The following is a 25,223-nucleotide window of genomic DNA, read 5'->3' as shown; positions in this document are numbered from 1 at the left end:
GCCGGACGAACGTGCCCTTCGACGCTCCCACGGCGCCGAAGGGCACGTTCGTATGTCTACCGGGTGGGTCGCATACTCGGATTCGGGCCGAGAGTGATCGTCCGCGTTCTCGGCAGGAGTCCTATTTCCTTCCACCCCGCGGTCAGCGTGATCGTTCCCGACTCCGGGTAGTCGCTGATCCAGTAATGCGGCGCGGAATGATACTCGGACGCGTCAGCGGCATCGGACTTCGACGTCGAATGCGGGTGGCGTGGATCAGCGACACCCTCCATATCGTCGACATGCACGTTCACCGCGAGATACGACCACCGAGCCGACGGGTCGTCGGGATCGTCCAGTGGACGCGTCTCGTGGCGCGCCAGATCAGCGGATCTGCCTCTCGCCGTCAGCTCGATGCGCAGCAGCATGCCCGTCGGGTGCGCGACGACCTCCGCCAGGCGCAAGCTCAGGTCGCGGCTCGTCACGAGCTCCACCGGCCCGTGCACCACGATTCCCTCCGTGGCAGGCGGCGGTGCCGCCGGCCACCGTCTCCTGCGCATGACTCAATCGTCCCACCGGCTCCGACCGGCTGCCACAGCTACGTTCTGCACACTCAGGGCAACTGGGCCATGCCGTACACCTTCGTCGCGCGGACCCGGAGTACCTGCCGGTGCTCGGACACCATCGCGCGGCGGAACTCCTCCCAGTCGTCGTGCTCTTTTCCGGACGCGAGCCGGAACACGTCGACGAGCTCGTCCGCCGCCGCGTCGTGCGGATCCGCCGCGACCGCGCTCAGTTCCGCGTCTCCCTCCACGACCGCGTAGCTCCAGAAGTCGGTCGCGCTGACGTGCAGCGAGACCCGCGGGTCGCGGGCGGCGTTCCGGGTCTTGGCCCGATCTGCCGTCACCGACACTCTCGCGGTCTGCGTGCCGGGGTCCCAGGCATAGATCACGTTGGACAATTGCGGGCGCCCGTCGCGTTTGATCGTCGCGAGGACCGCACGGTTGTGTGCGGCAACGAGGTCGAGAAGTGGGCGCCGGTCGTCATTCGCATCGAGGCTCATGACTCACCCAACCACGGTCACCGCGGAGGTGTTCCCGGCACTGCGGCGATGATCGTCGACCTCCATCGTCGCGTGGCGGACGGGAGAGCGCTACCACGTTGACCGCCGCTCCGAGCGGCCTGGTCTGGATCGCCGCGATCGGACTCGTCCTGGCGATACAGGGCGCCGCTCCTACCGACGAGTAGGCTGACGTTTCGCAAAATCATTGGCCGATAACGTGTTCCAGGACATTGCCGGCTACTCACCGGTAGGCATTCTCGTGTGGGATCTACGGTTCTACTCGGGTACGCTCTCGTGATCCCGAGCCGGAAGGACCACACGTGAACGACTCATATCTCGTCATCGGCGAAACCACCGTGGCCCGACGGGTCTGTGCGTCCCTCCGCGAAAGGGACTTTCACGTACGCCATCTCGTCGCCCCCGACGACGACGAGCTCCGCCTGGCGATGGCGGACGAACCTTGCGGGATGGCCGTACTGGTGCGCGACGACGTCGTCGCACTGCGCTACGCGCTGGCCGCGGCGCACATCTCGGCGTCGATCCCGTTGGTGGTGACGATCTTCGACCGCACGGTCGCGGACCAGCTGTCGCAGCTCCTTCCGCAGTGCGAGGTGACGTCACCTGCAGACCTGGCCGCCCCCACGCTCGCCGGTCCGTGCCTGGAACCCGAACTCGTCGCGGCCCGGCACGCGGGCGAGCACATGCTGACGGTCCGCATGATCGACGGCCACCCCGAGGGCGCCCACGTCGACCTGCCCCGGCGGAGCTGGTGGCGCACCGCGGCGACCGGCGCGACCGGACTGTTGCGCTCGCACGACATCGGCACGCGCATCCTGCTCGGTGGGCTCGCCGGGCTCCTCGCAGTGCTGTTCGCCGACTGGCTGTGGCTGATGCTCGGCCAGCACGTGGCACCGCTCGACGCGTTCAACGAGGCGGTGCGCGTGGTGACCACCGTGGGTCCGGGAACCGACACCCACGGCAGCCCCGCCTACGCGGTGTTCGCCTCGGTGGCGATGCTGTTCACCGTCGTCTTCACGGCCATGTTCACCGCCGGAATCATCGAGCGCCTGCTCGGCCCCCGGCTGGTCGGCCTGGTGGGCAGCCGCGTCCTGCCCCGCTCCGGCCACGTCATCGTCGTCGGCCTCGGCCAGGTCGGGCTCCGGCTCTGCCGGGAACTACAGGCTCTCGGTGTCGCGGTGGTGGGCGTCGAACGCGACCCCCACGCCAAGAACCTGCGGCTCGTGCGGTCGATGAACATCCCGACCGTCGTGGGGCACGGTGGTGACCGTGAACTCCTCGAGCGACTGGGTGTGAGCCGAGCTCTCGCGCTGGCCGCCGTCGGCTCCGACGACCTGGACAACATCGCGGTGTCCGTGGCGGCGCAGGCCGTGTCACCCGGACTGCGGCTGGTCCTGCGGGCCGGTGAGCAGGAGGCGATCGCGGAGACGCGGTCGTTGCTGCGGCTCGGGATCATCCGCGACGTCACCAGCCTGAGCGCCACGTACGTGGTGGCCAAGCTGATCGGCCTGCAACCGCAGGGGGTCGTCGCGGACGGCAGCCACCTCTACCTGGAGGTGCCGACGGCGGACACGTCCGAGCCCGTCTTCACCGAGCTGCCCATGTCGCCGCGGATGAGCTGCCGGCACCTCGTCACCGCGTAGCGACCTAGCCGGTCACTGCCAGCGCGTCGATCTCGACGAGCATGACCTCGTGCGGGAGGTCGACGAAAACCGTGGTCCGGCACGGCAGCTGTCCGCTCGGCACGTTCTCCGCGATGAATTCTCCGTACACGTCGTTCATCGCGGCGAAGTCGTCGCGGGTGGTGAGGTAGACGCGGAACATCAACACGTCCTCCACGCTCGCGCCGCCGGCTTCGAGGATCGCCTTGACGTTCTCGAGCGTGCGACGGGTCTGCTCGCGCACGTCGCCCTCCGCGATGTACTGGTTGGTGACGGGGTCCATCGGCCCCTGCCCCGACACCTGGAGCATGTTGCCCTTCTTGATGCCCTGGCTGAACGTGTGCGCGGGGGCGGGGGCGCCTTCGGTGCGGATGACGGTGGTGTCGGACATATCGATTCTCCTGTGTGTCGTTACTTTTCGGGTGGACGGGGGACGGTCAGGGCTGGGCGCGGTATCCGCAGTCGCGGGAGATCCGCGCCCCCACTGCCTGAAGGGGTTCGAGCAGGTCGAGGACGCGTTCGTAGCTGAGCACGACGTCGGGCACCGAGACGGAGACGGCGGCGACGACGCGGCCGGACGCGCCGCGGATGGGCACCCCGATGCAATTGACGGACGGCTCGTTCTCCTCCTGATCGTGCGCCCAGCCCTGCTCCCGGACCAGACGGATCTCGTCGAGGTAGCGTTCGGGCGTCGTGATCGTGTTGGCGGTGCGGGCCGAGAAGTCCATCGAGTCGACGATCGGCCGCAGTTCCGAATCCGGCAGGTCGGCGAGAATCACCTTCGCGACGGCGGTGGAATTGAGATTGGCGCGCAGTCCGATTCGCGAGTACATCCTGATCTGATCGTGCGATTCGAGTTTGTCGATGTACACCACGTCACCTCCTTCCATCGCCGCGAGGTGTGTGGTGCGCCCGTATTCGCGGTTGAACGCGACGAGGTGCGGCGACGCGATGCGCCGCACTTCCCGTTGATCGGTGGCCTGCGCGGCGAGCTCGAAGATGCGGGAACCGAGGTGATACTGGTTGCTGTTGTCGCGGAACGTGAACCGCTCGTCGGACAGCGTTCGCAGCAACCGGAGCACGGTGGTCTTGTGGACCCCGGTGGATTCGGCCAGCTGGTCGAGGTTGGCGGGACCGTTGCCGAGTTGCACCAGCAGGTGCAGGGCGCGGGAGACACTCTGGCTCATCCGTTCACTCCACTTCCTCGGGGGGAGAAGCCGTCGGCGGTGACGCTCGTTGCCGCCCAGTCCGATTCGGAGCACCGGAGCAGCTCGTCCAGCAGTTCGGCGGGCGGCGGGGGTGCCGAGTCCGCTGCCACCGTCAGGGTGGCGGCGGCACCGATGTGCCCGCGGCGCAGGCACCGCGCCTGGCCCTCGCCGCGCACCACCCCGCTGAGGTATCCGGCGGCGAAGGCATCGCCCGCTCCCACGGGTTCGACGACGTCGACGCGCAGCGCGGGAACCGCCACACTGCGGCCACTTCGGTCGACGGCCAGCGCCCGGTGCGCTCCGTCCTTGACGACGACGGTGGCCGGGGCGGGCAGGATGAGCCGCAACTCGTGCGGATCCGCGGTGCCGAGAACGCGCAGGGCCTCGTCCGCGCCGACGAGAACCAGATCGGCGAGATTCGCCAGTTCCACGACCATCCGCGGGTCGCCGTCCGGCCACAGTTGTTCACGCCAGTTGACGTCGAAGCTGACCACACCGGAGATTCCCGGCCGGTCGCGGAGCAGTCGCCGCATCAGCGCGAGGCACGAATCGGACAGGGCCGGTGTGATTCCGCTGCAGTGGACTACGGCGGCGCGGCCGAACAGGTCCGCGACGGCCGGCGTGTCGAGGAATCCGGGATCCATGGCCGACGCCGCCGAACCGGCCCGGGAATACAGGCTGTCGGTTCGCGGCTCGCCGTGCTCGTCGAGGGCGGTGGATTTCGAGTAGTGCCCGGTGGGCCTGTCGGGATCGACCTCGATCGCGCGGACGTCGACACCCCGCGCCTGCAGTTCGGTGCGGATGAGGGTGCCGAACTCGTCGTCGCCGAGCCGTCCGACCCAGGCGGCGGGTATGCCCAGCGCGGCGAGTCCCGCGGCGACGTTCGCCTCGGCGCCGGCCAGGTGGAGTGTCGAGTCCGGGGTCACCAGGACCATCGCCTCACCGAGGCACGCGACACCGGACTCGGGGGTGGGGGTCGATTCCTGCACTTGTTACCTCTACGACTGCTCGGACCGGCACTGGGGTTGCGTTTCGAGAGCCTTCGCCCCGGCGATGCATGCCACACCGGACCGTTGACGATGACCCAGGCCAATGCTAGACATAGGGGACTCAAAAACGCAATCAACGTTGCATAGAGCGCAACGTAGCACTTCACGGCCCTCCCTCCGAGTGCAGGCCTGCCCCCCCAGAACCCGAACGACAGGATCGACGATGACGATCAGCGGACCGGACACACTCGATTCCGGCGCCTTGGCGGAGCTCGACGAGCTGCGCTTGTCCGACGTGGACAAAGCCCTCCCCTCCGCGGCGAACGGCCTCACCAAGACCGAGTTCCTCGGAACGCAGCCGAGGCTGTCCGCCTTCAGCACGCCCGTCATGGTCCTCGACGAGACGGCCATCGCCGGCAATCTCGACACGATGGCGGCCTGGTGCGAGGCGCACGGGGTCGACCTCGCGCCGCACGGGAAGACGACGATGTCTCCGGTGCTGTGGGACCGGCAGATCCGCAGCGGCGCATGGGGCATCACGCTCGCGAACTTCGGTCAGCTCCGGGTGGCGGTACGCTTCGGCGCGCGCCGGGTGCAGATCGCGAACTCGCTCGTCGACCCGACCGCGCTGCGGTGGCTGGCCGAGCAGATGGACGCGAACCCGGAACTCGAAGTCCTGATGTGGGCCGACTCCCCGCAGACGGTCGACGCGATGACCGCGGCGCTCGCGCACGTCACGGTGGTCCGTCCGCTGCCCGTACTCGTCGAACTCGGCGGAGAGGGAGGACGCACCGGCGCGCGAACCGTGGCCGAGGCAGTGGAGGTGGCCGAACGTATCGGTGAAAGCCCCGCACTGCGGTTGGCCGGTGTCTCCGGTTACGAGGGCGCCCTCGCACACGACGCGTCCGAGGAGTCCCTCACCCGGGTCCGCACGTATCTCCGGTCGATGGCCGAACTGCATCGCCGACTGGAGGCCGAGGGCCGCTACCCCGAGGGTCAGGACGTGTACGTGACCGCGGGCGGCAGCGCCTACTTCGACGTGGTCGCCGAGGTGCTCGCCGAACTTGCCGGTGGCAGAACCAAAGTGGTGGTCCGCGCCGGCGCATACATCATCCACGACGACGGCTTCTACACCGGGATCTCACCGTTCGGCCGCAGCGAAGACAGGCAGGCACGTCGACTCACGTCGGCGATGCACACGTGGGCCCGGGTGGTGTCCCGCCCCGAGCCGGGCCTCGCCCTGCTCGACGCCGGCAAGCGCGACGTCCCGTTCGACGAAGGACTCCCCACCGCGCAGACCGTCGCCGGCCAACTCGGGGCGACGCCGCGGCCCCTCGTCGGCACCGAAGTGACCGCCGTCAACGACCAGCACGCGTTCCTCCGGCTCGATCCCGCACGGCCCGAACACGATCTGCGTGTCGGGGACGTCGTCCGGCTCGGTCTCTCGCACCCGTGCACCGCGTTCGACAAGTGGCGCTGGATTCCCGTCGTCGGCGACGACTCCGACGATCCGGTCGTCGTCGACCTGATCCGCACCTTCTTCTGATCCCCGGCCGAGGACTCACATCATGACCACACTGATCCGCTCCGCCACCGTCGTCGACGGTTCGGAGGCGCCGAGGTACCGCGCCGACGTGCTCGTCGACGGAGACCGGATCGCCGAAATCTGGCCCGAGGCAGTTCACTCCGAGACCGGACGCCCTCGCGCGGATCGAGTGATCGACGCCGACGGCCTGGTGCTCGCGCCCGGTTTCATCGACATGCACGCCCACTCGGATCTGCAGATCCTGCTGAACCCCGAGCACCCGTCGCGGATCACCCAGGGCGTCACCACCGAGGTACTCGGGCAGGACGGGCTGTCCTACGCACCCGTCACCGACGACGTGCTCGCGGTGGTCCGGCGCAAGATCGCGGGGTGGAACACCGATCCCTCGGATTTCGACTTCTCCTGGCGGAGCGTCGGCGAATACCTCGACCGCCTCGACCGCGGTATCGCCACCAACGTCGCGTATCTCGTCCCGCACGGAGTGGTCCGGGCCCTGGTGGTCGGCTGGGACGACCGGCCGGCGACACCGTCGGAGATCGAGGAGATGCAGCGGATCGTCGCGCAGTCCATGGCGGAGGGTGCCGTCGGATTGTCCGCGGGACTGACCTACACGCCGGGGATGTACGCGGACAACGCGGAGCTGCTGGCACTGTGCCGGACCGTCGCCGAGTACGGCGGCTACTTCTCCCCGCACCACCGGTCCTACGGCGCCGGCGCCATGGAGGCCTACGCCGAGATGGTCGACCTGACGTCGCGGGCGGGGTGCGCACTGCATCTGGCTCACGCCACGCTGAACTTCGGACCCAACAAGGGCCGCGCCCCGGAACTGCTGGCCCTACTCGACACGGCCGAATCCGCCGGCGCCGACATCAGCCTCGACACCTACCCCTACCTTCCCGGCGCCACCACGCTGTCGGCGATCCTGCCCAGCTGGGCGTCGGCGGGCAGCATGGCACAGACGCTCGATCGGCTCCGGGATCCGGTTGCCCTCGAACGCATCCGGGAGCATCTCGAGGTCACCGGCTCCGACGGCTGCCACGGGGTGATCGCCGAGTGGCACACGCTCGAGATCAGCGGCGTGCAGAACGCGGAACTCGACGACTACGTCGGGAAGACCGTCGCGGACATCGCCGTCGCCGAGAACCGCGACCCCTTCGACGTGTGCATCGACATCCTGATCCGCGACCAACTCGGCAGCGGCATCCTGCAACACGTCGGCCACGAGGAGAACGTGCGCGCAATCATGCAGCACCCCCGGCACACCGGCGGCAGCGACGGACTGCTGGTCGGCGCGAAACCGCACCCGCGCGGGTGGGGAACGTTCGCTCGCTACCTCGGGCACTACAGCCGCGACCTCGGCCTGATGTCCCTCGAGGAGTGTGTCGGTCACCTCAGCGGCCGAGCCGCGACGCGGTTGCGGCTCGTGGATCGCGGATTCGTCCGCCGCGGATACGCCGCTGACCTCGTACTCTTCGATCCGGACACGGTCAGCGACACCGCGACCTACGCGCAGCCGCGCCAGGCGGCGGCCGGTATTTCCCACGTATTCGTCCGCGGCCACCTCGCCCTCGAGGACGGCCGCCTCACCGGCGCGACCGCCGGAAGATCGTTGCGCCGCGAAGAAGGAGGAGCAGTTCGATGACCGAGATCGACATTTTGCGTGCCGACCGGGTACTGACGGTGGTGCGAGCGGAAACCATCCCCGACGCCGCAGACCTGTGCCACGCACTCGCCGAGGGCGGAATCCGGACGGTCGAGCTGACGTTCACCACGCCCGAGGTGCTCCATCATCTCGGTCGCGCCGCCGACGCCGCAGCCGCGGCAGGCAGCATCCTCGGCGTCGGAACCGTGATGACCGGCGATCAGGCCGCCGCCGCGATCGACGCCGGCGCCCGTTTCCTCGTCACCCCCGGCATCCGACCCGACGTCGCGAAAGTCGCGACGGGACGGTCGATTCCCGTCTTCCTCGGTGCGTTCACCCCCACCGAGGTGGCCATGGCCGTCGATCTCGGCTCGGCCGCGGTCAAGATCTTCCCCGCCAAGCGACTCGGCCCCGACTACCTGTCGGACCTGCACGGCCCGTATCCCGGCGTGGAACTCCTGCCGTCGGGTGGGATCAACGATTCCAACGCCCGCCAGTTCCTCGACGCCGGCGCGCTGGCCGTGTGCGCGGGCACCAGCGTCGTCCCACCGTCCAGCGTCGCGGCAGGCAACTGGTCCGACATCACCGACCGCGCACGATCGTTCGTCGCCGCGCTCTCGAACTAGTCCCACTCTCGCCCGACCCCACCACCTCCCCTGGAGACGCAATGACGTCGTTCGTCGACTGGCTGCAGCACGACACAGCCGGACTACTCACTCTCGCGGCGATATCCATCGCCGTGCTGTTGATCCTCATCATCAAGCTGAAGCTCGAGCCGTTCATCGCGCTGATCGTCGTCGGCGTCGGCGTCGCGCTCATCGCGGGAGTGTCGGTGGTCGAACTGGTCGGCACACCGACGTCGGCGGCCGACTCGATTCTGGAGAAGGGGTTCGGCGGCATCCTGGGGCACATCACGCCGATCATCGGCCTGGGCACCGTCCTCGGCGCGATGATGGAACGCTCCGGCGGTGCCGACGTCCTGACCGAACGGCTACTGAAGTTGTTCGGGCCCAAGGGCGCTCCGCTCGCGATGGGTGTCACCGGCCTCGTCCTCGGTATCCCGGTCTTCTTCGACATCGGCATCTTCATCCTCGCCCCGCTCGTGTACGTGGCGGCGAAGCGCGGCGGCAAGTCGCTGGTGATGTACGCGATGCCGATGCTCGCCGGCCTGTCCATGACCCACGCGTTCCTGCCCCCGCACCCGGGACCCGTCGCCGCGGCCGGTCTGCTGCACGTCGACATGGGCTGGATCATCATCATGGGCCTCGCCTGCGGTATCCCCGCCTGGTTCGTCAGTGGCGTCGTCTGGGGTAGCTGGATCGGCAAGCGCGTGATCATCGAGGTCCCGGACGAGTTCATCCCGGAGGAGAAGGAAGCCGACAAGAACCCGCCGCCACTATGGCTGATCTCGTTCATCATCCTCGTGCCGATGGTGCTGATCCTCGGTGCGACGGTCGGCAACGTGGTCCTCGAAGAAGGCTCGACCCTACTGTCCATCCTCATCTTCCTCGGCACACCCACGATCGCACTGACCATCGCCGTCCTGCTGGCGCTGTACCTGCTCGGGACCCGGCGCGGAATCACGGCGCAGGAGATCGGTGCGATGTCCGCGGCGGCGTTGAAGCCGGTCGGCATGATCCTGCTGGTCGTCGGCGCCGGTGCGTTCTTCGGCGCGGTGCTGCGGGCCACCGGAGTCGGGCAGGCGCTGGCCGACTCGATGGACGCACTCGGCCTCCCGGTCATCCTGTCCGCATACCTGATCAGCTGCGCACTCCGCATCGCCCAGGGTTCTGCGACTGTCGCCATCGTCACCACCGCAGGCGTCATCGAACCGTCGATCGCAGCCGGAAATTATTCGTCCCCGCAGATCGCCCTGATCGTGATCGCCGTGTCGGCCGGATCCATCATCGCCAGCCACGTCAACGACGGCGGATTCTGGATCGTGTCACGGTATTTCAACATGTCCGTGAAAGACACCCTGAAGACGTGGACGGTGCTCGAAACCATCCTGTCGGTGGTGGGCTTCGCGATGGCCTCGCTGATCTGGGTGCTGGTCTAGCTCCCGGGGTTCGCGTCGCGCAGCACCCGCGCCGCACCGGCGAACGTTCGCACCTGCCGGTCGTCCCAGACATGGGCAGGCACACCACCACCCAGCAGTGTGCGGACGAGTGCGGGGTCGTCGCCGATCGGCACGTCGCTGCCCGCGATCACGATGTTGCCGTAGCGGCGGCCCTTGAGCATAGCGGGATCGGCGATGACCGTGGTGTGCGGAAACACGCTGCCGATGGTCGCCGCCTCCCGGCGCGCCAGGACCAGGTCGCGGGTGTCGCCGCAATTGACCGCGTAGATCCCGCCGGGCGCCAGCACCCGGCGCACGTGCCCGGTGAACTCCGTCGTCGTCAGCGGCGTCGGAGTCGTGTTGCCGGCGAACACGTCGCGCACGATCAGGTCGCGGCTGGACTCCGTCAGCGTCTCGGTGACCGCCCGCGCCTCACCCACCCGCAGTCGCAGCAGTGGTGCCCGCGGCAGGTCGAACCATTCGCGCACCAACTCGGCGAGCCTGCCGTCGAGTTCGACCACCACCTGCCGGGCGTCCGGATACCGGGCGGCGAGATGCCGCGCGAGTGAGCAGGCACCGCCACCGAGGTGCAGGGACCGCACCCGCTGGTCCGTTCCCCAGTGCGAAGCGACCAGTTCGGCGATCCACCGCATGTACTCGAAATCGAGGTGCGTGGGATCCGACAGGTCGATGTGGGAACTCTCGACCCCGTTCACCTTCAGCACCCAGCCGTGCGGGTTGAGGTGGTCTTCGGTGAGTTCGCACGTGCCCGTGTCGATCGGGTACACGCCTGCGACGGGACCCCCGTCGGTTGTCCGGGCAGCCCGACCGCCGCGCTGCCTGCCCATCGTCCGTCTTCCCTACTGCTCGCGCCGTCCGCTCGCGTCTGCTGCGAGAATCGTCCTCCCACGATACCGGGACGAGACACGGGTGACCTACCGTGGTGACGCGCACGAGAAGGGAAGACGATGGAACCTCAGGAAGTCGACTTCGCGCACACCGAAGGCGCTGCGAAGCGACGTCGCGAGAAGGCGATGGGACTCGCGCGGTATGTGTGGGATCGCGGAATCAGCGGTCAGGAACTCCTCGACCTCACCGACGGCACGCTGCGGAAACTCGCCCGGGCGGCCGGGTCGAACCCGCCGAGCACCATGGAGACGTGGCTGACCGTGGTCGAGTTGCTCGACCAGAAGTCGGCGTGGGCGGAGCGCCACCCCGACCATCCCGCCGCCACCCCGGCGCACCGGGACGAGAAGATCATGTGGGTGAAGCCGCCGATCGTCCCCTGGACCGACTGACCCGTGAGTACTTATTAACCGCCCGCGGTTGATAAGTACTCACGGGCGGAGCATGAGGATGCGGTCGTCGCCCTCCGCCGGATCGCCGCGCCCGTCACGGTTGCTGGTGCTGAACCAGACTGCTCCGTCCGGTGTCGCGACGACGGTGCGCAGTCGGCCGTACTCACCTTCGAACAGCGACTGCGGTTCGCCGAGCGAGCCGTCACCGCCCACGGGAATCCGCCACAGTCGTTCGCCGCGCAGCGCCGCGACCCACAGCGCGCCGTCCTGGAACGCGAGCCCGGACGGGGACGCCTCGCCGGTGGACCATTGGACCACCGGATCGACGAAGCCCGCCTCGCCCGACCGCCCCTCGACCTCCGGCCATCCGTAGTTGCCGCCGGGTTCGATGAGGTTCACCTCGTCCCAGGTGTTCGCCCCGAATTCGGTGGCCCACAACCGGTCGGCGTCGTCCCACGCGAGGCCCTGCACGTTGCGGTGCCCGAACGACCAGACCGGTGAACCGGGGGTGGGGTTGTCGGCCGGGATCGACCCGTCGGGGTTGATCCGCAGAATCTTGCCGCCGAGTGAGGACGGGTCCTGGGCGCGTGGCCGGTCACCCGCTTCACCGGTGGCGACGTACAGTTTGCCGTCCGGCCCGAATGCGATCCGGCCGCCGTCGTGGATCGATCCGGCGGGGATGCCCGTCAGGATCGGGGCCGGCTCCCCGAGGCTGCGGCCGTCGAACCGCAGGGCGACCACCCGATTGTCGTCGTCGGTGGTCAGGTACGCGTAAATCATCTGATCCGTTGCGTAGGCCGGTGAGACGGCCAGGCCCAGCAGTCCCGATTCGCCCCGCGCCGCCACACCGGGCACTTCGCCGATCACGGTCGTGTCGCCGTTCGCCTGCAGGTGCTGGATCGCGCCGCTGTCCCGTTCCGCGATCAGTGCCGTCCCGTCCGGCAGGAGCGCGATCCCCCACGGCACGTCGAGGTCGGCGGCGATCACCGTGGGCTCGGCTTCGGCCGGCGCGGCGACCGCGGTGGTCGTCGACGGCTGCGCCGGACTCCCCTCGAACTGGCATGCCGCGCACGTGACGACCACCAGCAACGCTGCAACCGAGAAACGTCGCCGTCCCATGGTTGTCCTCCCGTCACGCGACCCCGCACCCTGTCCATCCTCCCCCAGTGACGGCCCCTGATCGGTCATTCGCCGCGCTTACACTGTGCTCCATGGCCACTGCGGGCGATCTGAACCTCGAGCGGTACTTCGACCGGATCGGGTACGACGGCGACCGATCCGCGACGACGGCGACGCTGAACCAGCTTGCCGCACATCACGCCCGGTCGATCCCGTTCGAGAACCTCGACCCGTTCCTCGGCACACCGAACCGGCTCGACCTGCCGTCACTGCAACAGAAATTGGTCGAATCCCGAAGGGGCGGTTACTGCTTCGAGCAGAATCTCCTGCTGCGGGCCGTCCTGCTCGAGCTCGGGTTCGACGTGACGCCACTCGCCGCCCGTGTTCTGTGGGGATCTCCGATCGATGCGGTCACTCCGCGCTCGCACATGCTGTTGCTCGTCGACGTCGCCGGCGAGCGAAGGCTCATCGACGTCGGGTTCGGCGGCATGACCCTCACCACCACGTTGCGCTTCGAACTGGACACCGTGCAGGACACTCCGCTGGAACCGTTCCGGCTGGTCGACGTCGCGGGCGACTACGCGATGCAGGCACTCGTCGGTGACGAGTGGCGGACCATCTACCGGTTCGACCTCACCGGGCAGTTCCCCGTCGACTACGAGGCCCCCAACTGGTACCTGTCGACCTGGCCCGGATCGCATTTCGTGACCGGACTCATGGCGGCGCGGGCCACGGAAGACCGCCGCTACGCCCTGGCCGGTACGCGGCTGACGGTGCACCACCTCGGCGGGACGTCCGAGCGGCGCGAACTGGCGACCGTCGACGAACTGCGCGACGTTCTCGAAACCGATTTCCTCATCGACACGAGCGGATTGGCCACACTGGACACGGCGTTCAGCCGGCTCCGGCGCACCTAGTCGCCCGGTAGCATGACGGCGTGTGCGAAACAGGTGGCTGCTGAGGTGGCCGAGCAACCGGCGTCGGGGGAACGGTATTTTCTCGAGTCCCTGGACCGTGGCCTGACCGTTCTCGAATGCTTCGACGAACAGCACCGGGAACGCACACTGAGCGAGGTGGCGCAGGCTGTCGGGATCACCCGGTCCACGGCGCGCCGTATTCTGCTCACCCTGGTGGACAAGGGTTTCCTGCGTCTCGACGGACGCAACTTCTCGCTCACACCCCGGGTGCTGCGGTTCGGCTTCTCGTACCTCGCCGCGCTGCGACTGCCGCAGGTCGCCGACCCGCACATCGAGGCTCTCGCGAAGGAACTGGGCGAGACCATCTCCGTCACGATTCTCGACGGTCCCGACGTGGTGTACGTGGCGCGGGTCCGCTCGCCCCGGATCATTCGCATCTCGATCACGGTGGGCATGCGGTTCCCCGCGTACGCGACGTCCACGGGACGGGTTCTGCTGGCCGGACTTTCGGCCGGCGCGCTCGACGACTACCTGAAGACCACCGAGTTCCAGGCCTTCACACCCCACACGATCTCCGACGTCGAACACCTGCGCGCAGACGTCCGGAAGGTCGCCGCCGACGGCTGGTCGATGTCGGAGAACGAGCTCGAGATCGGCATCCGCGGCGCGGCCGTTCCCATCCGGGATCGGACGGGCGCCGTGGTCGCCGCCCTCAACTCCTCGCTGCAGGGCACGCAGTACACGCGGGACGACGTCGCGGCGTCGGTGGTGCCGAAACTCGTCGCGACCGCGGAGCGGATCGGTTCCGACCTGTCCCTCGGCTGACCGCCTAGGGCGACGGCGACTCCGGCACCACCGGCCCCGATCTGCACGACGCGGTCGAGGCTCGCACCCGGCAACTCCCGGAGCACCGACCGCGCCGCCATGTTCAGTGCGAGTTCTCGAGCTCGGCTCGAGTGGCGGCGTCCGACGCGTCGGCACTCGCATCGGGCTGCAGTCGCCACGCGATCAGGGCGCTGACGATGCAGCCGCCGGCGAGGTACACGGCCACGAGGTGCCAGGACCCGCCGCTGGCGGTGACCAGGGCTGCCGCGATGAACGGGGTGAAGCCGCCGCCGATCGCGCTGGCCACCTGGTAGCCGACGCCCGCGCCGCTGTACCGGTACTCGGCCCCGAACATCTCGGTGAACAGGGGCTGCTGCACGCTGACGACCATGTCGTGCGAGATGTTGACGAGGAGCACGGCGAGGATGACGGTGCCGATCATCGACCCGTTCTCGAGGAAGATGAAGAACGGGAACGCGCACACCGCGCCGATCAGTGCGCCGAGGATGTAGACGCGCCGCCGGCCGTGCTTGTCGGACAGCCAGGCGAACAGCGGGATGGTGCCGATACCCACTGCACCGACGAGCAGACCGACGTTGAGCATGAAGTTGCGCTCCATCCCCAGTTCCTGGGTGGAGTAGCTCAACGCGAACGTGGTCACGATGTACATGGAGAACAGTTCGGCGAAACGCAGGCCGATGATCTGGAGGAAGGCCTTCGGGTGGTTGCGCAGTGCTTCGACGAGGGGAATCCGCTTCTTGTCCTGCGCGGTCTGCTCCTCCTCGACCTTCTCGACCTTCTCGACGAACTCGGGGCTCTCCTGCACTCCGGCGCGGATCCACAGGCCGATTCCGACCAGGACGACGCTGGCGACGAACGGAACACGCCAACCCCACTGGCTGAACGCGTCGTCGGTGGTCAGGTTGCTCATGAGCATGACGAATCCGGTGGCGAGGATGAGCCCGACCGAGTAGCCGACCTGCACTCCGCTGCTGTAGAACGCCTTCTTCTTCGGCGGGGCGCTCTCGACGGCCATCAACGCGGCCCCACCCCACTCGCCGCCGACGGCGAAGCCCTGGATGGCGCGCAGCGTGACGAGCAGGACCGGAGCCCACCAGCCGATCGACCCGAACGACGGCAACAGTCCGATCAGGGCGGTGCTCGTTCCCATGATCAGCACGGTGAGGATCAGCATCCGTTTGCGTCCGATGCGGTCGCCGTAGTGGCCGAACACCACACCGCCGAGCGGCCGGAACAGGAATCCGACGCCGAACGTCGCGAACGCGGCGAGCGTTCCGATCGCCGGGCTGACATTCGGGAAGAACTCCGAGTTGAAGACCAGTGCGGCGACCAACCCGTAGAGCAGGAAGTCGTACCAGTCGATGACTGCGCCGACGAAACTGCTCAGCGCTGCTCTTCGCGCCTGCTTCTCGGCTGCCGGGGTGAAGGCGTGATCGCTCATTCCGATGTCCCGTCTAGGTTGGTGCCGGACAGATCCTGTTCGCATACCGAACTCATGTCCGCTGATTGAATAATGTGACGGTAGCCATAGCGTTTCCGGGTTGTCAAGAAGGCGCAGATGCGTGGTACTGCCGTTTCGTCTATCTCGGCCGCACCAATTTCACCGAATCGGCGATTCCGGAGCCCTCACGACTCGTACACACTTTTCCGAATCAGCGACGCACATCACACCCGGAGTAGCGCCGAAGGGATTTCTCCATGTCAGGAACCACCGATCCGCAGCTTCAGCACACACTGAAGAAGCGGCACCTCTCGATGATCGCTATCGCGGGGGTGATCGGCGCAGGCCTCTTCGTGGGCTCCGGGGTCGCGATCCGCGAGACGGGCCCCGGCGTACTCGTGGCCTACGCACTCGCGGGAATCGTCGTCATCCTGGTGATGCGCATGCTCGGCGAAATGTCGACCGCCAACCCCGAGACGGGATCGTTCTCGGCGTACGCCGACCGCGCGATCGGCCGATGGGCCGGCTTCAGCATCGGCTGGCTCTACGCGTGGTTCTGGATCATCGTCCTCGGCATCGAGGCGACGGCAGGCGCCGTCATCATGAACCGCTGGATCCCCGACGTCCCGCAGTGGAGTTGGGCACTGATCCTGATGGTGTTGCTCACGCTGACGAACATCGCGTCCGTGAAGTCGTTCGGCGAGTTCGAGTTCTGGTTCGCGTCGATCAAGGTCGCGGCCATCGTCATCTTCCTGGTGCTCGGCGTCCTCGCGATCTGCGGAGCCCTGCCCGGAGTCGAAGCCCCCGGCCTCAGCAACCTCACCGGTCACGGCGGGTTCTTCCCCAACGGGGCAGGTGCCGTGTTCGCGGCGGTCCTCGTCGTCGTGTTCTCCTTCTTCGGCGCCGAGATCGCCACCATCGCCGCCGGTGAATCCGCCAACCCCGTGGCGGCAGTGCGCAACGCGGTGCGTTCCGTCGTGTGGCGCATCCTCATCTTCTACATCGGCTCCATCGCCGTCGTCGTGACGCTGCTCCCCTGGGACGATGCCTCCGTCGCGCTGAGCCCGTACGTCGCCGTCATGGACTCCTTCGGCATCCCGGCAGCCGGCAACATCATGGACGTCGTCGTGCTCACATCGGTGCTGTCCTGCCTGAACTCCGGCCTGTACACGGCGAGCCGCATGATCTTCTCGCTCTCCCGCCGCGGCGACGCCCCGGCCTCGTTGTCGAAGATCGGATCGTCGGGAGTTCCCCGCCAGGCCGTCCTCGTCTCGACGGTCGTGGGATTCCTGACCGTGGGCCTCAACTACCTGTACCCGGACACCGTGTTCCTGTTCCTCGTCAACTCCTCGGGCGCGATCGCCCTGTTCGTGTGGCTGGCGATCTCGGTGTCGCAGCTGCGCATGCGGCGCAGCCTCGAGGCGGAGGGCAAGGACCTGTCGCTGAAGATGTGGCTGTTCCCGTACCTGACGTGGTGCACCATCGCCGCCATCATCGCGCTCTGCGTCGGCATGCTCGTGTTGCCGGAGACCAGGAGCCAGATGTACGTCTCGATGGGGCTCGCCGTGGTCGTGGTCGGAATCGGGATCTACCGCCAGCGCACGCGCGGGACCACCGACGAGACGCCGGATCCCTCGACCTCCGGCGAAGAGGTCGACGCCTTCCGCCCCTGAGCTCGGATCGGCCGCCGCCGTTCGATCGTCGAGCAGGAGTCAGGAGTCAGGAGTCCGCTACATGATCAGCCCGCTGGGGCGACGCCGCAGCGGCGACTGTTCCTGCACGGGCATCGAATTCGGCGGGACGGGGTAGGGTGCACCGGCGTTGAGCGTCCCCGCGGCCACGTTCGGCCCGCACTGCGCGATCGCCGCCTGCAGGCGTGGCCCGGGGTCCGTCATCACGGGAACGCCGGCGTTCGGTGCCGACGAGAAGTCGAACGCGGACGTCATGTCGCCGACGGCGCCGCGGCGCCAGTCGGTGAGATTGGGGACGGGCACGCCGAATCGCTTCTCCAGCAACCGGAGCTGCGACGTGTGGTCGAACGTGTCGGAGGCGACGAGGCCGCCACGACTGTACGGCGAGACGATCAGCGACGGCACCCGGAAACCGAGGCCGATCGGTCCCGGGTTGTTCTCGCTCTCCGACACGGTGTTCAGCGGAACCGTCAGATACTCGCCCGGGGTGCCCGGCGGCGGCGTGGGCGGGGTGACGTGGTCGAAGAAACCGCCGTTCTCGTCGTAACTGATGATCAGCGCGGTCTTCTCCCAGATCGCCGGGTTCGACGTGAGAATGTCGAGTACCTCGACGATCCCGACCGCGCCCGCGGCCGGGGGCAGCGCCGGATGCTCGCACGTGAAGATGTTGGGCACGATCCAGGACACCGCGGGCAGCGTGCCGTTCGCGACGTCGGCCCGGAAGTCGTTCGGATACGTCGGATCGAGACCGCGGCGAGCGAGTTCCGAATTCGGGTCGCTGTACTGCGTGAAGCAGCCGAGCATCCCGTCGAGTGCGACACTCGACACAGGACCGAGATCCTTGTTGGCGTACACCTTCCAGCTGACGCCGGCCTCCTGCAGGTTCTCCGGATAGGTGCGCCAGGAGTAGACGAACCTGGGGATCACCGTCGGCGTCTCGACCAGCGGCCCACCGGCCAGCCCGTCCGGGTCGATCGTTCCGGTCATCCAGTACAGCCGGTTCGGGTCCGTCGGTCCCAGCACCGAGCAGAAGTAGTGGTCGCAGATCGTGAAGGCGTCGGCGAGGTCGTAGTGCACCGGGATGTCGGCTCGCGTGTAGTAGCCCATCGTCGCGGGACCGTTGAGCGGCCCCTCGTGCGCGATGTGCACCGGCATCCACCGGTCCATCGCGCCACCGTTCCACGCGTCGTGCTGCGGACCCCACGAATGGGTGGGGTCGTTGATGCATTCGCCGTCGAGGTGTGTGCCCTGCGTGGTGTCGAGCCGGAACGGGTTGAGAAACCCGGTCGGGGTGGGCCCGGCACCCGGAGTCCAGCCGTACTGCTGCCACGCCGGTGACGGGTCGTCGAACCCGCGCACCCCCGACAGGGTGCCGTAATAGTGGTCGAACGAGCGGTTCTCCTGCATGAGGTAGACGAAGTGCTCGATGTCGTTCAGCGACCCGCTGCCGCCCGGGTCCTGCGCGTAGGCGCGGTCGATGACCGGGCCCGCCCACGAGCTGAGGAAGGCGGCACCGCCGGCCGCCGCGGCGGAGGCGAGGAACTTGCGTCGTGAGATGTCCGATGCCGGGGTCACGGATCGTGACGGTAGTCGCTGCGGACGCCGCGCGCCCGGCGAATGCGCAGGTTGCTCTATTGCGGGCCGAACGGCACGTCACCTTCCAGCGTGATGCGGTGCATGACGCGGTGCTGGGTTCCGTAGTCGCGGTTGGCGTAGTGCGCGGTGCTGCGGTTGTCCCACAGCACGAGGTCGCCGAGGCGCCAGCGGTGCCGCACGATGTGCTCGGGTTTGGTCAGGTGGGCGTAGAGGAAGTCGAGGATTCCCCGGCTCTCCGCCTCGGACACTCCGGCGATGTGGGACGTGAAGCCCGGGTTCACGAAGATGCCCTTGCGTCCCGTCTCCGGGTGCACCCGCACGACGGGATGCTCGACGGGCACGAGCGCGGTGACTTCCTCACCGTCCCAGACGTTTCCCTTGCCGCCCCGCTTCTGCGCGAGGTAGTACCCGAACTCGCGGTTGCCGTCGTGCACCGCGGTCAGCTGATCGATCATCTGCCGGATCGGCAGCGACAGCGACTCGTACGCGAGTTGACTGTCGGCCCAGTTGGTGTCGCCGCCGTGCGGTGGGAGGACGACGGGGCGGAGAATCGACCCCAGCGGCGGTCGCTTCATGAACGTCACGTCGGTGTGCCACACGTCGGCGAAACCGTTGTCCTGGCTGTCGAGTGCGTACACCTCCTGCGCGACGTCGCCGCTGTCGTGGACGGGGTGCCCCGCGGTCAGCCGGCCGAGCCGGCGACCGAACTCGATGTGACTCGTGTCGTCGAGTGACTGACCCCGCAGGACCAGCACCTTGTGCTCGGTCAACGCCGAACGGATCGCGGCGACCTCGTCGTCGGTGGCGGACGCGACGTCCAGGCCGATGATCTCGGCCCCGAAGTGGGGGCCGAACTTGTCGAGCGTCAGCGACGCAGTTCTGGTTTCGAATGCAGTGCTCATGGTGTCTTTCCGCGAAGGTGATGGTGCCTGGGTACGGGCGCACCGGCCCGGACCTGCAAACGCGGAGAATGCGTGAGGAATGACCGGATGCCGGAGGCTACCGAGGAGTGGACAGCACGCGGTACGCGCGCCGGACCATCAGCAACAACAGATGTTGGCGCACGTACGGCACAGGTCGACGGTGAGGCGTCGCACCAGGTGAGTCGTATGCACGACGCAATTCCTACCGGATGGGAGGGAAATGAGCAAGCTCGGGGCAATCGGCGGCGATCAGCTCCAGCGCGCCTGACCACCGTCGAGCGGGATGGTGGCACCCGACAGGTAGCCGGCGTCCGGGCCCACGAGGAAGACGACGGCACGTCCGATGTCCTGCTCGCAGTCACCGATCCGGCCGAGCGGGATCGACTTCACGAACTCGGCGGCCTCCTCGGGGTTGTTCTCCGTCCACCATTTCAGGCCCGGTGACAGTGCGTGCGGCGCAATCGCGTTGACGCGGATTCCGTCGGGACCCCATTCGCTGGCCGCGGTCCGGGTGAGCGAGCGCATCGCTTCCTTGGTGGCCGCGTAGAGGCCGTAACCGCTGGTGTCCCACCGCACCGCCGAGGAGCTGACGAGGTTGATGATCGAGCCGCCGCCGCGCGCCTTCAGGTGCGGGTAGCACAGCTGCATGAGGAACAGGGTGGCCACCGGACCGACGGCCATGGCACGGTCCAATAGTTTCGGAGTGATGTCCAGGAGCGGTCCGAGCGCGCTCGCGTTGGCGTTGTTGACGAGGATGTCGATGCCACCGAATGCGTCCACGACTCGGTCGACCATCGGGCCCAGCTGATCGCGTTTGCTGACGTCGCAGACGATCGGCTCGGCGACGCCGCCGAAGTCGGCGATGGCGGCGCACGTGTCGACGAGTTTCGACTCTGTTCGCCCGACCACCGCGATCCGGGCGCCTTCCTTGGCCAGCGCGAACGCCATGCCGGCGCCCACGCCCTGACCGGCGCCGGTGATCAGTGCGACCTTGCCGTCCAGTGTCCCCATCACGAGTCTCCTTTGCCGGGTTCCGTGTCGGCTGCCCACCGGTTGGACGTCAGCCGGAAGCTGGGAATGTCGGCCAGCGACATCACCGCCTCGTATGTGCGCTCGTATCCGGTGTGGGCGATCCGCCATCGGCCGTCCGGTCCGCGGACGTAGCGGTCGGAGTAGAACGCCGCCCCGCGCAGCACCATGTCGTGCTCCGGGATCAGCACGATGTCGGAGAGGTACCAGCGTCCGGTCGCCGTGTCGCCGTCGACGTCGATCTCCGGGTGACCGCAGTGGTGTTCGGTGATGGTCTGCGGCCCCAGATTCGACTTCATGAATTCGACGAGCGCGTCCCGCGACTCGAACGCGAGATGCTCGCCGTAGTTCGCCGTTGCGTCGGGAAGAAGCGTGTCGGCGAACTCGTCCCAGCATTTCGTGTCCAGGGCCCGCAGATACGCGTACTTGAGCCTGCTGATCGCGGCGACGGCCTCGAGATCCACGGAATCACCCTTCGTCCGCCCCCAAAACTGACACCTGTTCTACCACGGATCGTCAGGTGTGGGGGCGGACTCGGAGATTACCGGCCAACGCCGCCCGCGGCGGTCATCGGCTGACGCTGCCCGCGTCGACCGGCAGGGCGACGGACGTGATGTACCGCGCCTCGTCCGAGGCCAGGAACAGCGCGGCATTGGCCACGTCGACCGGCTCGATCCACGGAATCGACAGCATATTCATCGTCACGGCCGCCGCCGCGAACTCTTCGCGGGTGGGGTGCTCGAGGTCGGGCCGGAACGCCCGCCGCACCATGTCGTTCTGGATCATGTCCGTGTCCACGTTCGTGGGATGCACGCTGTTGACCCGCACCCGGTGCGGCGCGAGCTCCTTGGCCAGCGACCGCATCAGGCCCACCACCCCGTGCTTGGCCGCGGTGTAGTGGGCGACGCCGACGAGCCCGCGCAGCCCGGCGATGGAACTCGTCAGGATCATCGCCCCGCCGCCCCGCTCGATCAGGTGCGGCGCCGCCGCCTTGCACGTCTGCCACACCCCCGTCAGATTGACGTCGAGCATCGTCTGCCATGTCTCGGCGTCGAGGTCCAGCGCGGCACCCGAGGACGTGATGCCTGCCGTGGCGCACACGAAGTCCAGCCCGCCCAGTTCGCCGGCCGCCGCGGTGACCGCCTCGGCGAGCACCGTGCCGTCGCGCACGTCCACCTGCGCGGTCACGATCCGGCGGCCGGTGTCCCGGACCAGTTTCGCGGTCTCCTCGAGATCCTCCGGGCTCGCCGGTGGCGTCACCACCGTGCCGACCGGGCCACACAGGTCGACGGCCACGACGTCCGCGCCCTCCTGTGCGAACCGCAACGCCTGCGCCCGGCCGATCCCGCGTGCGGCACCGGTGACCAGGACGACTCTTCCGTCCACTCGACCTGTCATCTCTACACCTTCTGGGTCAGTCCGGCGTCGACCACGAGTTGTGTGCCGGTGATGTATCGCGATTCGTCCGAGGCCAGGAACAGCAGCGCATTGCTGACATCCCGCGAGTCCAGCCACGGAACGGGCAGCATGTGGTTCGCCGCGAGGACGGGGACGACGTCGTCCCGGGTCGGATTCTCGAGGTCCGGCCGCAACCGCGCCATCGTCTCCGGGTTCAGGGTCATGCGGGTGCCGACGGCACCGGGGTGCAGCACATTCACCCGGATGAACTGCGATCCGAGTTCGTTGGCGAGGGTCCGGGCCAACCCGACCACGGCGGTCTTGGACGCCGAATAGTGGGCGGCCCCGGCCACCGCCTTGATGCCGGCGGTCGAACTGACGATCACGACGGAACCGCCGCCGTCCCGCATCGCCGGGACCGCGGCCTTCGCCGTGTTCCAGACGCCGGTGAGGTTGACGTCGAGCGATCGGTGCCAGACCGCGTCGTCGATCGACCACGCCGGGCCGGGGTTGTCGCAGACACCCGCGTTCGCGACGACGACGTCGAGGGGCCCCAACTCCGCGACTCCGGCGTCGACGGCCGCCCGCAACGCCGACGCGTCACGCACATCGGCGTGGGCGACGACCGCGCGCCGGCCGAGTTCGCCGACCAGCCTTCCAGTTTCGGCGAGATCCGCTTCGGCCGACGGCAGATCGACGACGACGACGTCGGCGCCCTCCTCCGCGAGCCGGACCGCGTGACTGCGTCCCATGCCGTTCCCGGCACCGGTGATGAAGGCGACCTTGCCCGCCATCCGTGACATCGGTTGTCCTCTCTAGTCCAGGCGGCCGGGAGTCGGGTAGCTGCGCAGGGAAAGCCCCACCCGCCCGTCCTCCACCGCATCGTCGATCGATCCGCGCAGCGCGCCGCAGGTGGGGACGAACATCGAGTGCTCCCCCTCCTGCGCACGCCGGGCGAACTCCGGGCAGGTCTGCTCGGCGTCGCCCAGCCACTGCACACTCGTGTGCGCCTCGCTGTATTTCTCCACGAGCACCGCGTTACCGCAGCGCCGGCATTCGACCGGAAGCACTCAGCTCACCGCCCCGGTGACACCGCGGGGCCCCGCCCCGGCTGCATGCCGAGCGCCCACCCAGCCGAACACCATCGCGGGACCGATCGTCGCGCCCGCACCGGCATAGTCGTTGCCCATCACGGACGCCGACGTGTTGCCGGTGGCGTAGAGCCCGGGGATCGGTTCGCCGCTGCTGCGGCACACCTGGCTGTGCTCGTTGCACACGAGCCCGCCCTTGGTGCCGAGGTCGCCGGCTTCCATCCGCACCGCGTAATACGGAGCCCGGTCCACCTCGTCCATGGTCGGGTTGGGCAGTCGCGGGTCGCCGTAGTACCGGTCGTAGGCGCTGTCGCCGCGGCCGAAGTCGGCGTCGACCCCCGCACGGGCGAAACCGTTGAACCGGGCGATCTCCGCGGACAGCGACTCCGCGGGAACGCCGACCTTCTGCGCGAGCTCGCCGACGGATGCGGCGCGTTGCATCAGCCCCGTCTCGAACCATTCCGCGGGGAACTTCTGCCCGGGCATCACCCCACCGAACTGGTAGCGGCTCTTGGCCTTCGAGTCGAACACGAACCACACCGGGTCGTGACCACCGGCGATCTGGTCGTGGACGAACGACACGTACGGGGACGCCTCGTTGGTGAACCTCTTGCCGTTCTGGTCGACGATCAGCGACGGCGGAATCGACCGCTCCGACACCAGGACGTGCATGATGCCGTCCGGCCGCCGGAACGACGGCATCCACCACGCGTCGTCCATCAGATCGACGGCCGCGCCGACCTGCTCGCCGGCGACGATTCCGTCTCCGGTGTTGTCGGGTGAGCCGGCGCTGTAGTTGTCCTTGCCGCCTTCCCGGAGGAACCGCTTGCGCATCTCCTCGCTCTGCTCGAACCCGCCGGTGGCCATCATGACGCCGCGGCGGGCGCGCACGCGCAGTTCCCGTCCCCCGGACTCGACCACCGCGCCCGTGACGGCTCCGGATTCGTCGGTGACCAGACCCTTCAGCGGGGAATTCAGCCACAGCGGAACCTCGGCCTCCTGGAGCGTGAGCCGCAGACGCCCGACGAGGGCCTGCCCCAGAGTCTCCATCCGCCTGCGCCGCAGCAACGCCACGACCGAACGCCAGCCGACACCCAGCGCGGTCCTGCGTCCGGCCCAGGTGCGGAAGACCATGTTGAGGTGACGGAACTCGGTGGACGTCATGTACAGCCCACCCGGCATCGCGAGGGAGTTCGGCCGCTGCAGGTCGCCGTCGGCGCCGAGCTGGTTCATGTCGAACGGCAGCGGTTCGACCGTCCGCCCTTTCGGCCGTCCGCCCACGTTCTCGGGGTGGTAGTCGGAATAGTCCTCGCACCAGGAGAACCGGAGATGCGGGCAGTTCTGTTCGAAGAACCGCATCATGGCCGGCCCCTGCTCGATGTACGCGTCGAGGCGCTCGGCCGGCACGCTGTTGCCGACGATCGACTCCAGGTACTTCCGGACGTCGTCGGGGTCGTCGGCGCGGCCTTCACGGACGAGGATCGGCGAGTTGGGAATCCACAGGGCGCCACCCGACAGTGCCGTCGAACCGCCGTACACCCCGGACTTTTCGACGACGAGGGTGTCGAGCCCTCGCTCGGCCCCGGCGAGGGCGGCGGTCATGCCACCGGCACCGCTGCCGATCACCAGGAGATCTACCTCCCGGTCCCAGTTCTGCTCGTCTACGCTCATCGTGCACACCTTCCGAAGTGGTCTCGATCACACTCTGC

General features: G+C 68.1%; 25 protein-coding genes. 9 read left to right on the top strand and 16 right to left on the bottom strand.

The features are described from left to right. Window positions 1-56 precede the first annotated feature (56 nt). Together HGB39_RS06320 and HGB39_RS06315 are read right to left on the bottom strand one after the other, a co-directional pair. The gene (locus HGB39_RS06320) at window positions 57-539 is read right to left on the bottom strand and encodes a hypothetical protein (RefSeq protein WP_039951312.1); all 483 of its coding nucleotides are present in this window, start codon (window positions 537-539) and stop codon (window positions 57-59) included. 53 nt (window positions 540-592) lie between these two features. Then, the gene (locus tag HGB39_RS06315; protein WP_005258904.1) at window positions 593-1,042 is read right to left on the bottom strand and encodes a PPOX class F420-dependent oxidoreductase; all 450 of its coding nucleotides are present in this window, start codon (window positions 1,040-1,042) and stop codon (window positions 593-595) included. Window positions 1,043-1,362: 320 nt separating this feature from the next. Here HGB39_RS06315 and HGB39_RS39800 point away from each other — a divergent pair, with 320 nt between their 5' ends. After that, entirely contained in the window at window positions 1,363-2,703 is a 1,341-nt protein-coding gene (locus HGB39_RS39800; protein WP_005258909.1) for a potassium channel family protein, read from the top strand. Between the two features lie 4 nt (window positions 2,704-2,707). On the opposite strand, the gene HGB39_RS06305 is transcribed toward HGB39_RS39800, so the two are convergent. From HGB39_RS06305 to HGB39_RS06295, 3 genes are read right to left on the bottom strand one after another with little or no spacing between them, the layout of a single operon-like run. Continuing rightward, window positions 2,708-3,112, bottom strand: coding sequence for a RidA family protein (locus tag HGB39_RS06305; RefSeq protein ID WP_005570605.1), 405 nt, complete (start codon window positions 3,110-3,112; stop codon window positions 2,708-2,710). Window positions 3,113-3,158: 46 nt separating this feature from the next. Then, window positions 3,159-3,908, bottom strand: a complete 750-nt coding sequence (locus HGB39_RS06300; protein WP_005258913.1) for an IclR family transcriptional regulator — start codon at window positions 3,906-3,908, stop codon at window positions 3,159-3,161. Next, the gene (locus tag HGB39_RS06295; RefSeq protein WP_005570604.1) at window positions 3,905-4,918 is read right to left on the bottom strand and encodes a sugar kinase; all 1,014 of its coding nucleotides are present in this window, start codon (window positions 4,916-4,918) and stop codon (window positions 3,905-3,907) included. The genes HGB39_RS06300 and HGB39_RS06295 overlap by 4 nt, the downstream gene beginning before the upstream one ends. A gap of 223 nt (window positions 4,919-5,141) precedes the next feature. Here HGB39_RS06295 and HGB39_RS06290 point away from each other — a divergent pair, with 223 nt between their 5' ends. Genes HGB39_RS06290 through HGB39_RS06275 form a run of 4 tightly spaced genes read left to right on the top strand, consistent with a single transcriptional unit; the run spans window position 5,142 to window position 10,165 of the window. Next, window positions 5,142-6,464 carry an amino acid deaminase gene (locus HGB39_RS06290; protein WP_005258917.1) on the top strand — a complete coding sequence of 441 codons (1,323 nt, stop codon included), beginning with the start codon at window positions 5,142-5,144 and terminating at the stop codon, window positions 6,462-6,464. 22 nt (window positions 6,465-6,486) lie between these two features. Further along, the gene (locus tag HGB39_RS06285; RefSeq protein ID WP_005570603.1) at window positions 6,487-8,106 is read left to right on the top strand and encodes an N-acyl-D-amino-acid deacylase family protein; all 1,620 of its coding nucleotides are present in this window, start codon (window positions 6,487-6,489) and stop codon (window positions 8,104-8,106) included. Further along, the gene (locus HGB39_RS06280) at window positions 8,103-8,732 is read left to right on the top strand and encodes a bifunctional 4-hydroxy-2-oxoglutarate aldolase/2-dehydro-3-deoxy-phosphogluconate aldolase (protein WP_064080373.1); all 630 of its coding nucleotides are present in this window, start codon (window positions 8,103-8,105) and stop codon (window positions 8,730-8,732) included. Before HGB39_RS06285 ends, HGB39_RS06280 begins: the two co-directional genes overlap by 4 nt. A gap of 41 nt (window positions 8,733-8,773) precedes the next feature. Then, on the top strand, window positions 8,774-10,165 hold the full coding sequence (locus HGB39_RS06275; protein ID WP_005568388.1) for a GntP family permease: 1,392 nt from the start codon (window positions 8,774-8,776) through the stop codon (window positions 10,163-10,165). On the opposite strand, the gene HGB39_RS06270 is transcribed toward HGB39_RS06275, so the two are convergent. Continuing rightward, the gene (locus HGB39_RS06270; RefSeq protein WP_043790564.1) at window positions 10,162-11,013 is read right to left on the bottom strand and encodes a spermidine synthase; all 852 of its coding nucleotides are present in this window, start codon (window positions 11,011-11,013) and stop codon (window positions 10,162-10,164) included. The two genes, HGB39_RS06275 and HGB39_RS06270, sit on opposite strands and share 4 nt — an antisense overlap. A 120-nt stretch (window positions 11,014-11,133) precedes the next feature. Here HGB39_RS06270 and HGB39_RS06265 point away from each other — a divergent pair, with 120 nt between their 5' ends. Next, window positions 11,134-11,463: a hypothetical protein gene (locus HGB39_RS06265; RefSeq protein WP_005251221.1), complete on the top strand. Its 330-nt coding sequence runs from the start codon at window positions 11,134-11,136 to the stop codon at window positions 11,461-11,463. A gap of 39 nt (window positions 11,464-11,502) precedes the next feature. On the opposite strand, the gene HGB39_RS06260 is transcribed toward HGB39_RS06265, so the two are convergent. After that, window positions 11,503-12,582, bottom strand: a complete 1,080-nt coding sequence (locus HGB39_RS06260; protein WP_005568384.1) for a PQQ-dependent sugar dehydrogenase — start codon at window positions 12,580-12,582, stop codon at window positions 11,503-11,505. 92 nt (window positions 12,583-12,674) lie between these two features. Here HGB39_RS06260 and HGB39_RS06255 point away from each other — a divergent pair, with 92 nt between their 5' ends. Further along, the gene (locus HGB39_RS06255) at window positions 12,675-13,499 is read left to right on the top strand and encodes an arylamine N-acetyltransferase family protein (protein WP_005568383.1); all 825 of its coding nucleotides are present in this window, start codon (window positions 12,675-12,677) and stop codon (window positions 13,497-13,499) included. A 45-nt stretch (window positions 13,500-13,544) separates the two neighbouring features. Beyond that, window positions 13,545-14,324, top strand: coding sequence for an IclR family transcriptional regulator domain-containing protein (locus tag HGB39_RS06250; RefSeq protein ID WP_005568382.1), 780 nt, complete (start codon window positions 13,545-13,547; stop codon window positions 14,322-14,324). Between the two features lie 103 nt (window positions 14,325-14,427). Here HGB39_RS06250 and shiA read toward each other — a convergent pair whose 3' ends face one another. Next, a complete protein-coding gene (shiA, locus tag HGB39_RS06245) occupies window positions 14,428-15,786 on the bottom strand; it encodes a shikimate transporter (RefSeq protein WP_005568381.1) in 1,359 nt (452 codons plus the stop codon). A 257-nt stretch (window positions 15,787-16,043) separates the two neighbouring features. Here shiA and HGB39_RS06240 point away from each other — a divergent pair, with 257 nt between their 5' ends. Next, the gene (locus tag HGB39_RS06240; protein ID WP_005568380.1) at window positions 16,044-17,459 is read left to right on the top strand and encodes an amino acid permease; all 1,416 of its coding nucleotides are present in this window, start codon (window positions 16,044-16,046) and stop codon (window positions 17,457-17,459) included. A gap of 57 nt (window positions 17,460-17,516) precedes the next feature. On the opposite strand, the gene HGB39_RS06235 is transcribed toward HGB39_RS06240, so the two are convergent. From HGB39_RS06235 to HGB39_RS06200, 8 genes are all read right to left on the bottom strand, one after another. Then, on the bottom strand, window positions 17,517-19,052 hold the full coding sequence (locus HGB39_RS06235) for a phospholipase C (protein ID WP_005258947.1): 1,536 nt from the start codon (window positions 19,050-19,052) through the stop codon (window positions 17,517-17,519). 56 nt (window positions 19,053-19,108) lie between these two features. Next, entirely contained in the window at window positions 19,109-19,975 is an 867-nt protein-coding gene (locus tag HGB39_RS06230) for a TauD/TfdA dioxygenase family protein (RefSeq protein WP_005258949.1), read from the bottom strand. Between the two features lie 270 nt (window positions 19,976-20,245). Further along, complete coding sequence (locus HGB39_RS06225) at window positions 20,246-21,007, bottom strand: SDR family NAD(P)-dependent oxidoreductase (RefSeq protein WP_005258951.1); 762 nt, start codon at window positions 21,005-21,007, stop codon at window positions 20,246-20,248. After that, a complete protein-coding gene (locus tag HGB39_RS06220) occupies window positions 21,007-21,489 on the bottom strand; it encodes a nuclear transport factor 2 family protein (RefSeq protein ID WP_005258953.1) in 483 nt (160 codons plus the stop codon). The genes HGB39_RS06225 and HGB39_RS06220 overlap by 1 nt, the downstream gene beginning before the upstream one ends. Before the next feature lie 103 nt (window positions 21,490-21,592). Beyond that, window positions 21,593-22,423, bottom strand: coding sequence for a mycofactocin-coupled SDR family oxidoreductase (locus HGB39_RS06215; protein ID WP_037204455.1), 831 nt, complete (start codon window positions 22,421-22,423; stop codon window positions 21,593-21,595). Between the two features lie 2 nt (window positions 22,424-22,425). After that, a complete protein-coding gene (locus tag HGB39_RS06210) occupies window positions 22,426-23,226 on the bottom strand; it encodes a mycofactocin-coupled SDR family oxidoreductase (RefSeq protein ID WP_037204458.1) in 801 nt (266 codons plus the stop codon). 12 nt (window positions 23,227-23,238) lie between these two features. After that, window positions 23,239-23,493, bottom strand: a complete 255-nt coding sequence (locus tag HGB39_RS06205; protein WP_005258959.1) for a hypothetical protein — start codon at window positions 23,491-23,493, stop codon at window positions 23,239-23,241. Continuing rightward, window positions 23,494-25,185, bottom strand: coding sequence for an FAD-binding protein (locus HGB39_RS06200; protein ID WP_005258962.1), 1,692 nt, complete (start codon window positions 25,183-25,185; stop codon window positions 23,494-23,496). Window positions 25,186-25,223 lie beyond the last annotated feature (38 nt).

Source organism: Rhodococcus opacus (assembly GCF_012396235.1).
GTDB classification, from domain to species: domain Bacteria; phylum Actinomycetota; class Actinomycetes; order Mycobacteriales; family Mycobacteriaceae; genus Rhodococcus_F; species Rhodococcus_F opacus.
This window is presented reverse-complemented; position numbering and strand designations above follow the sequence as displayed.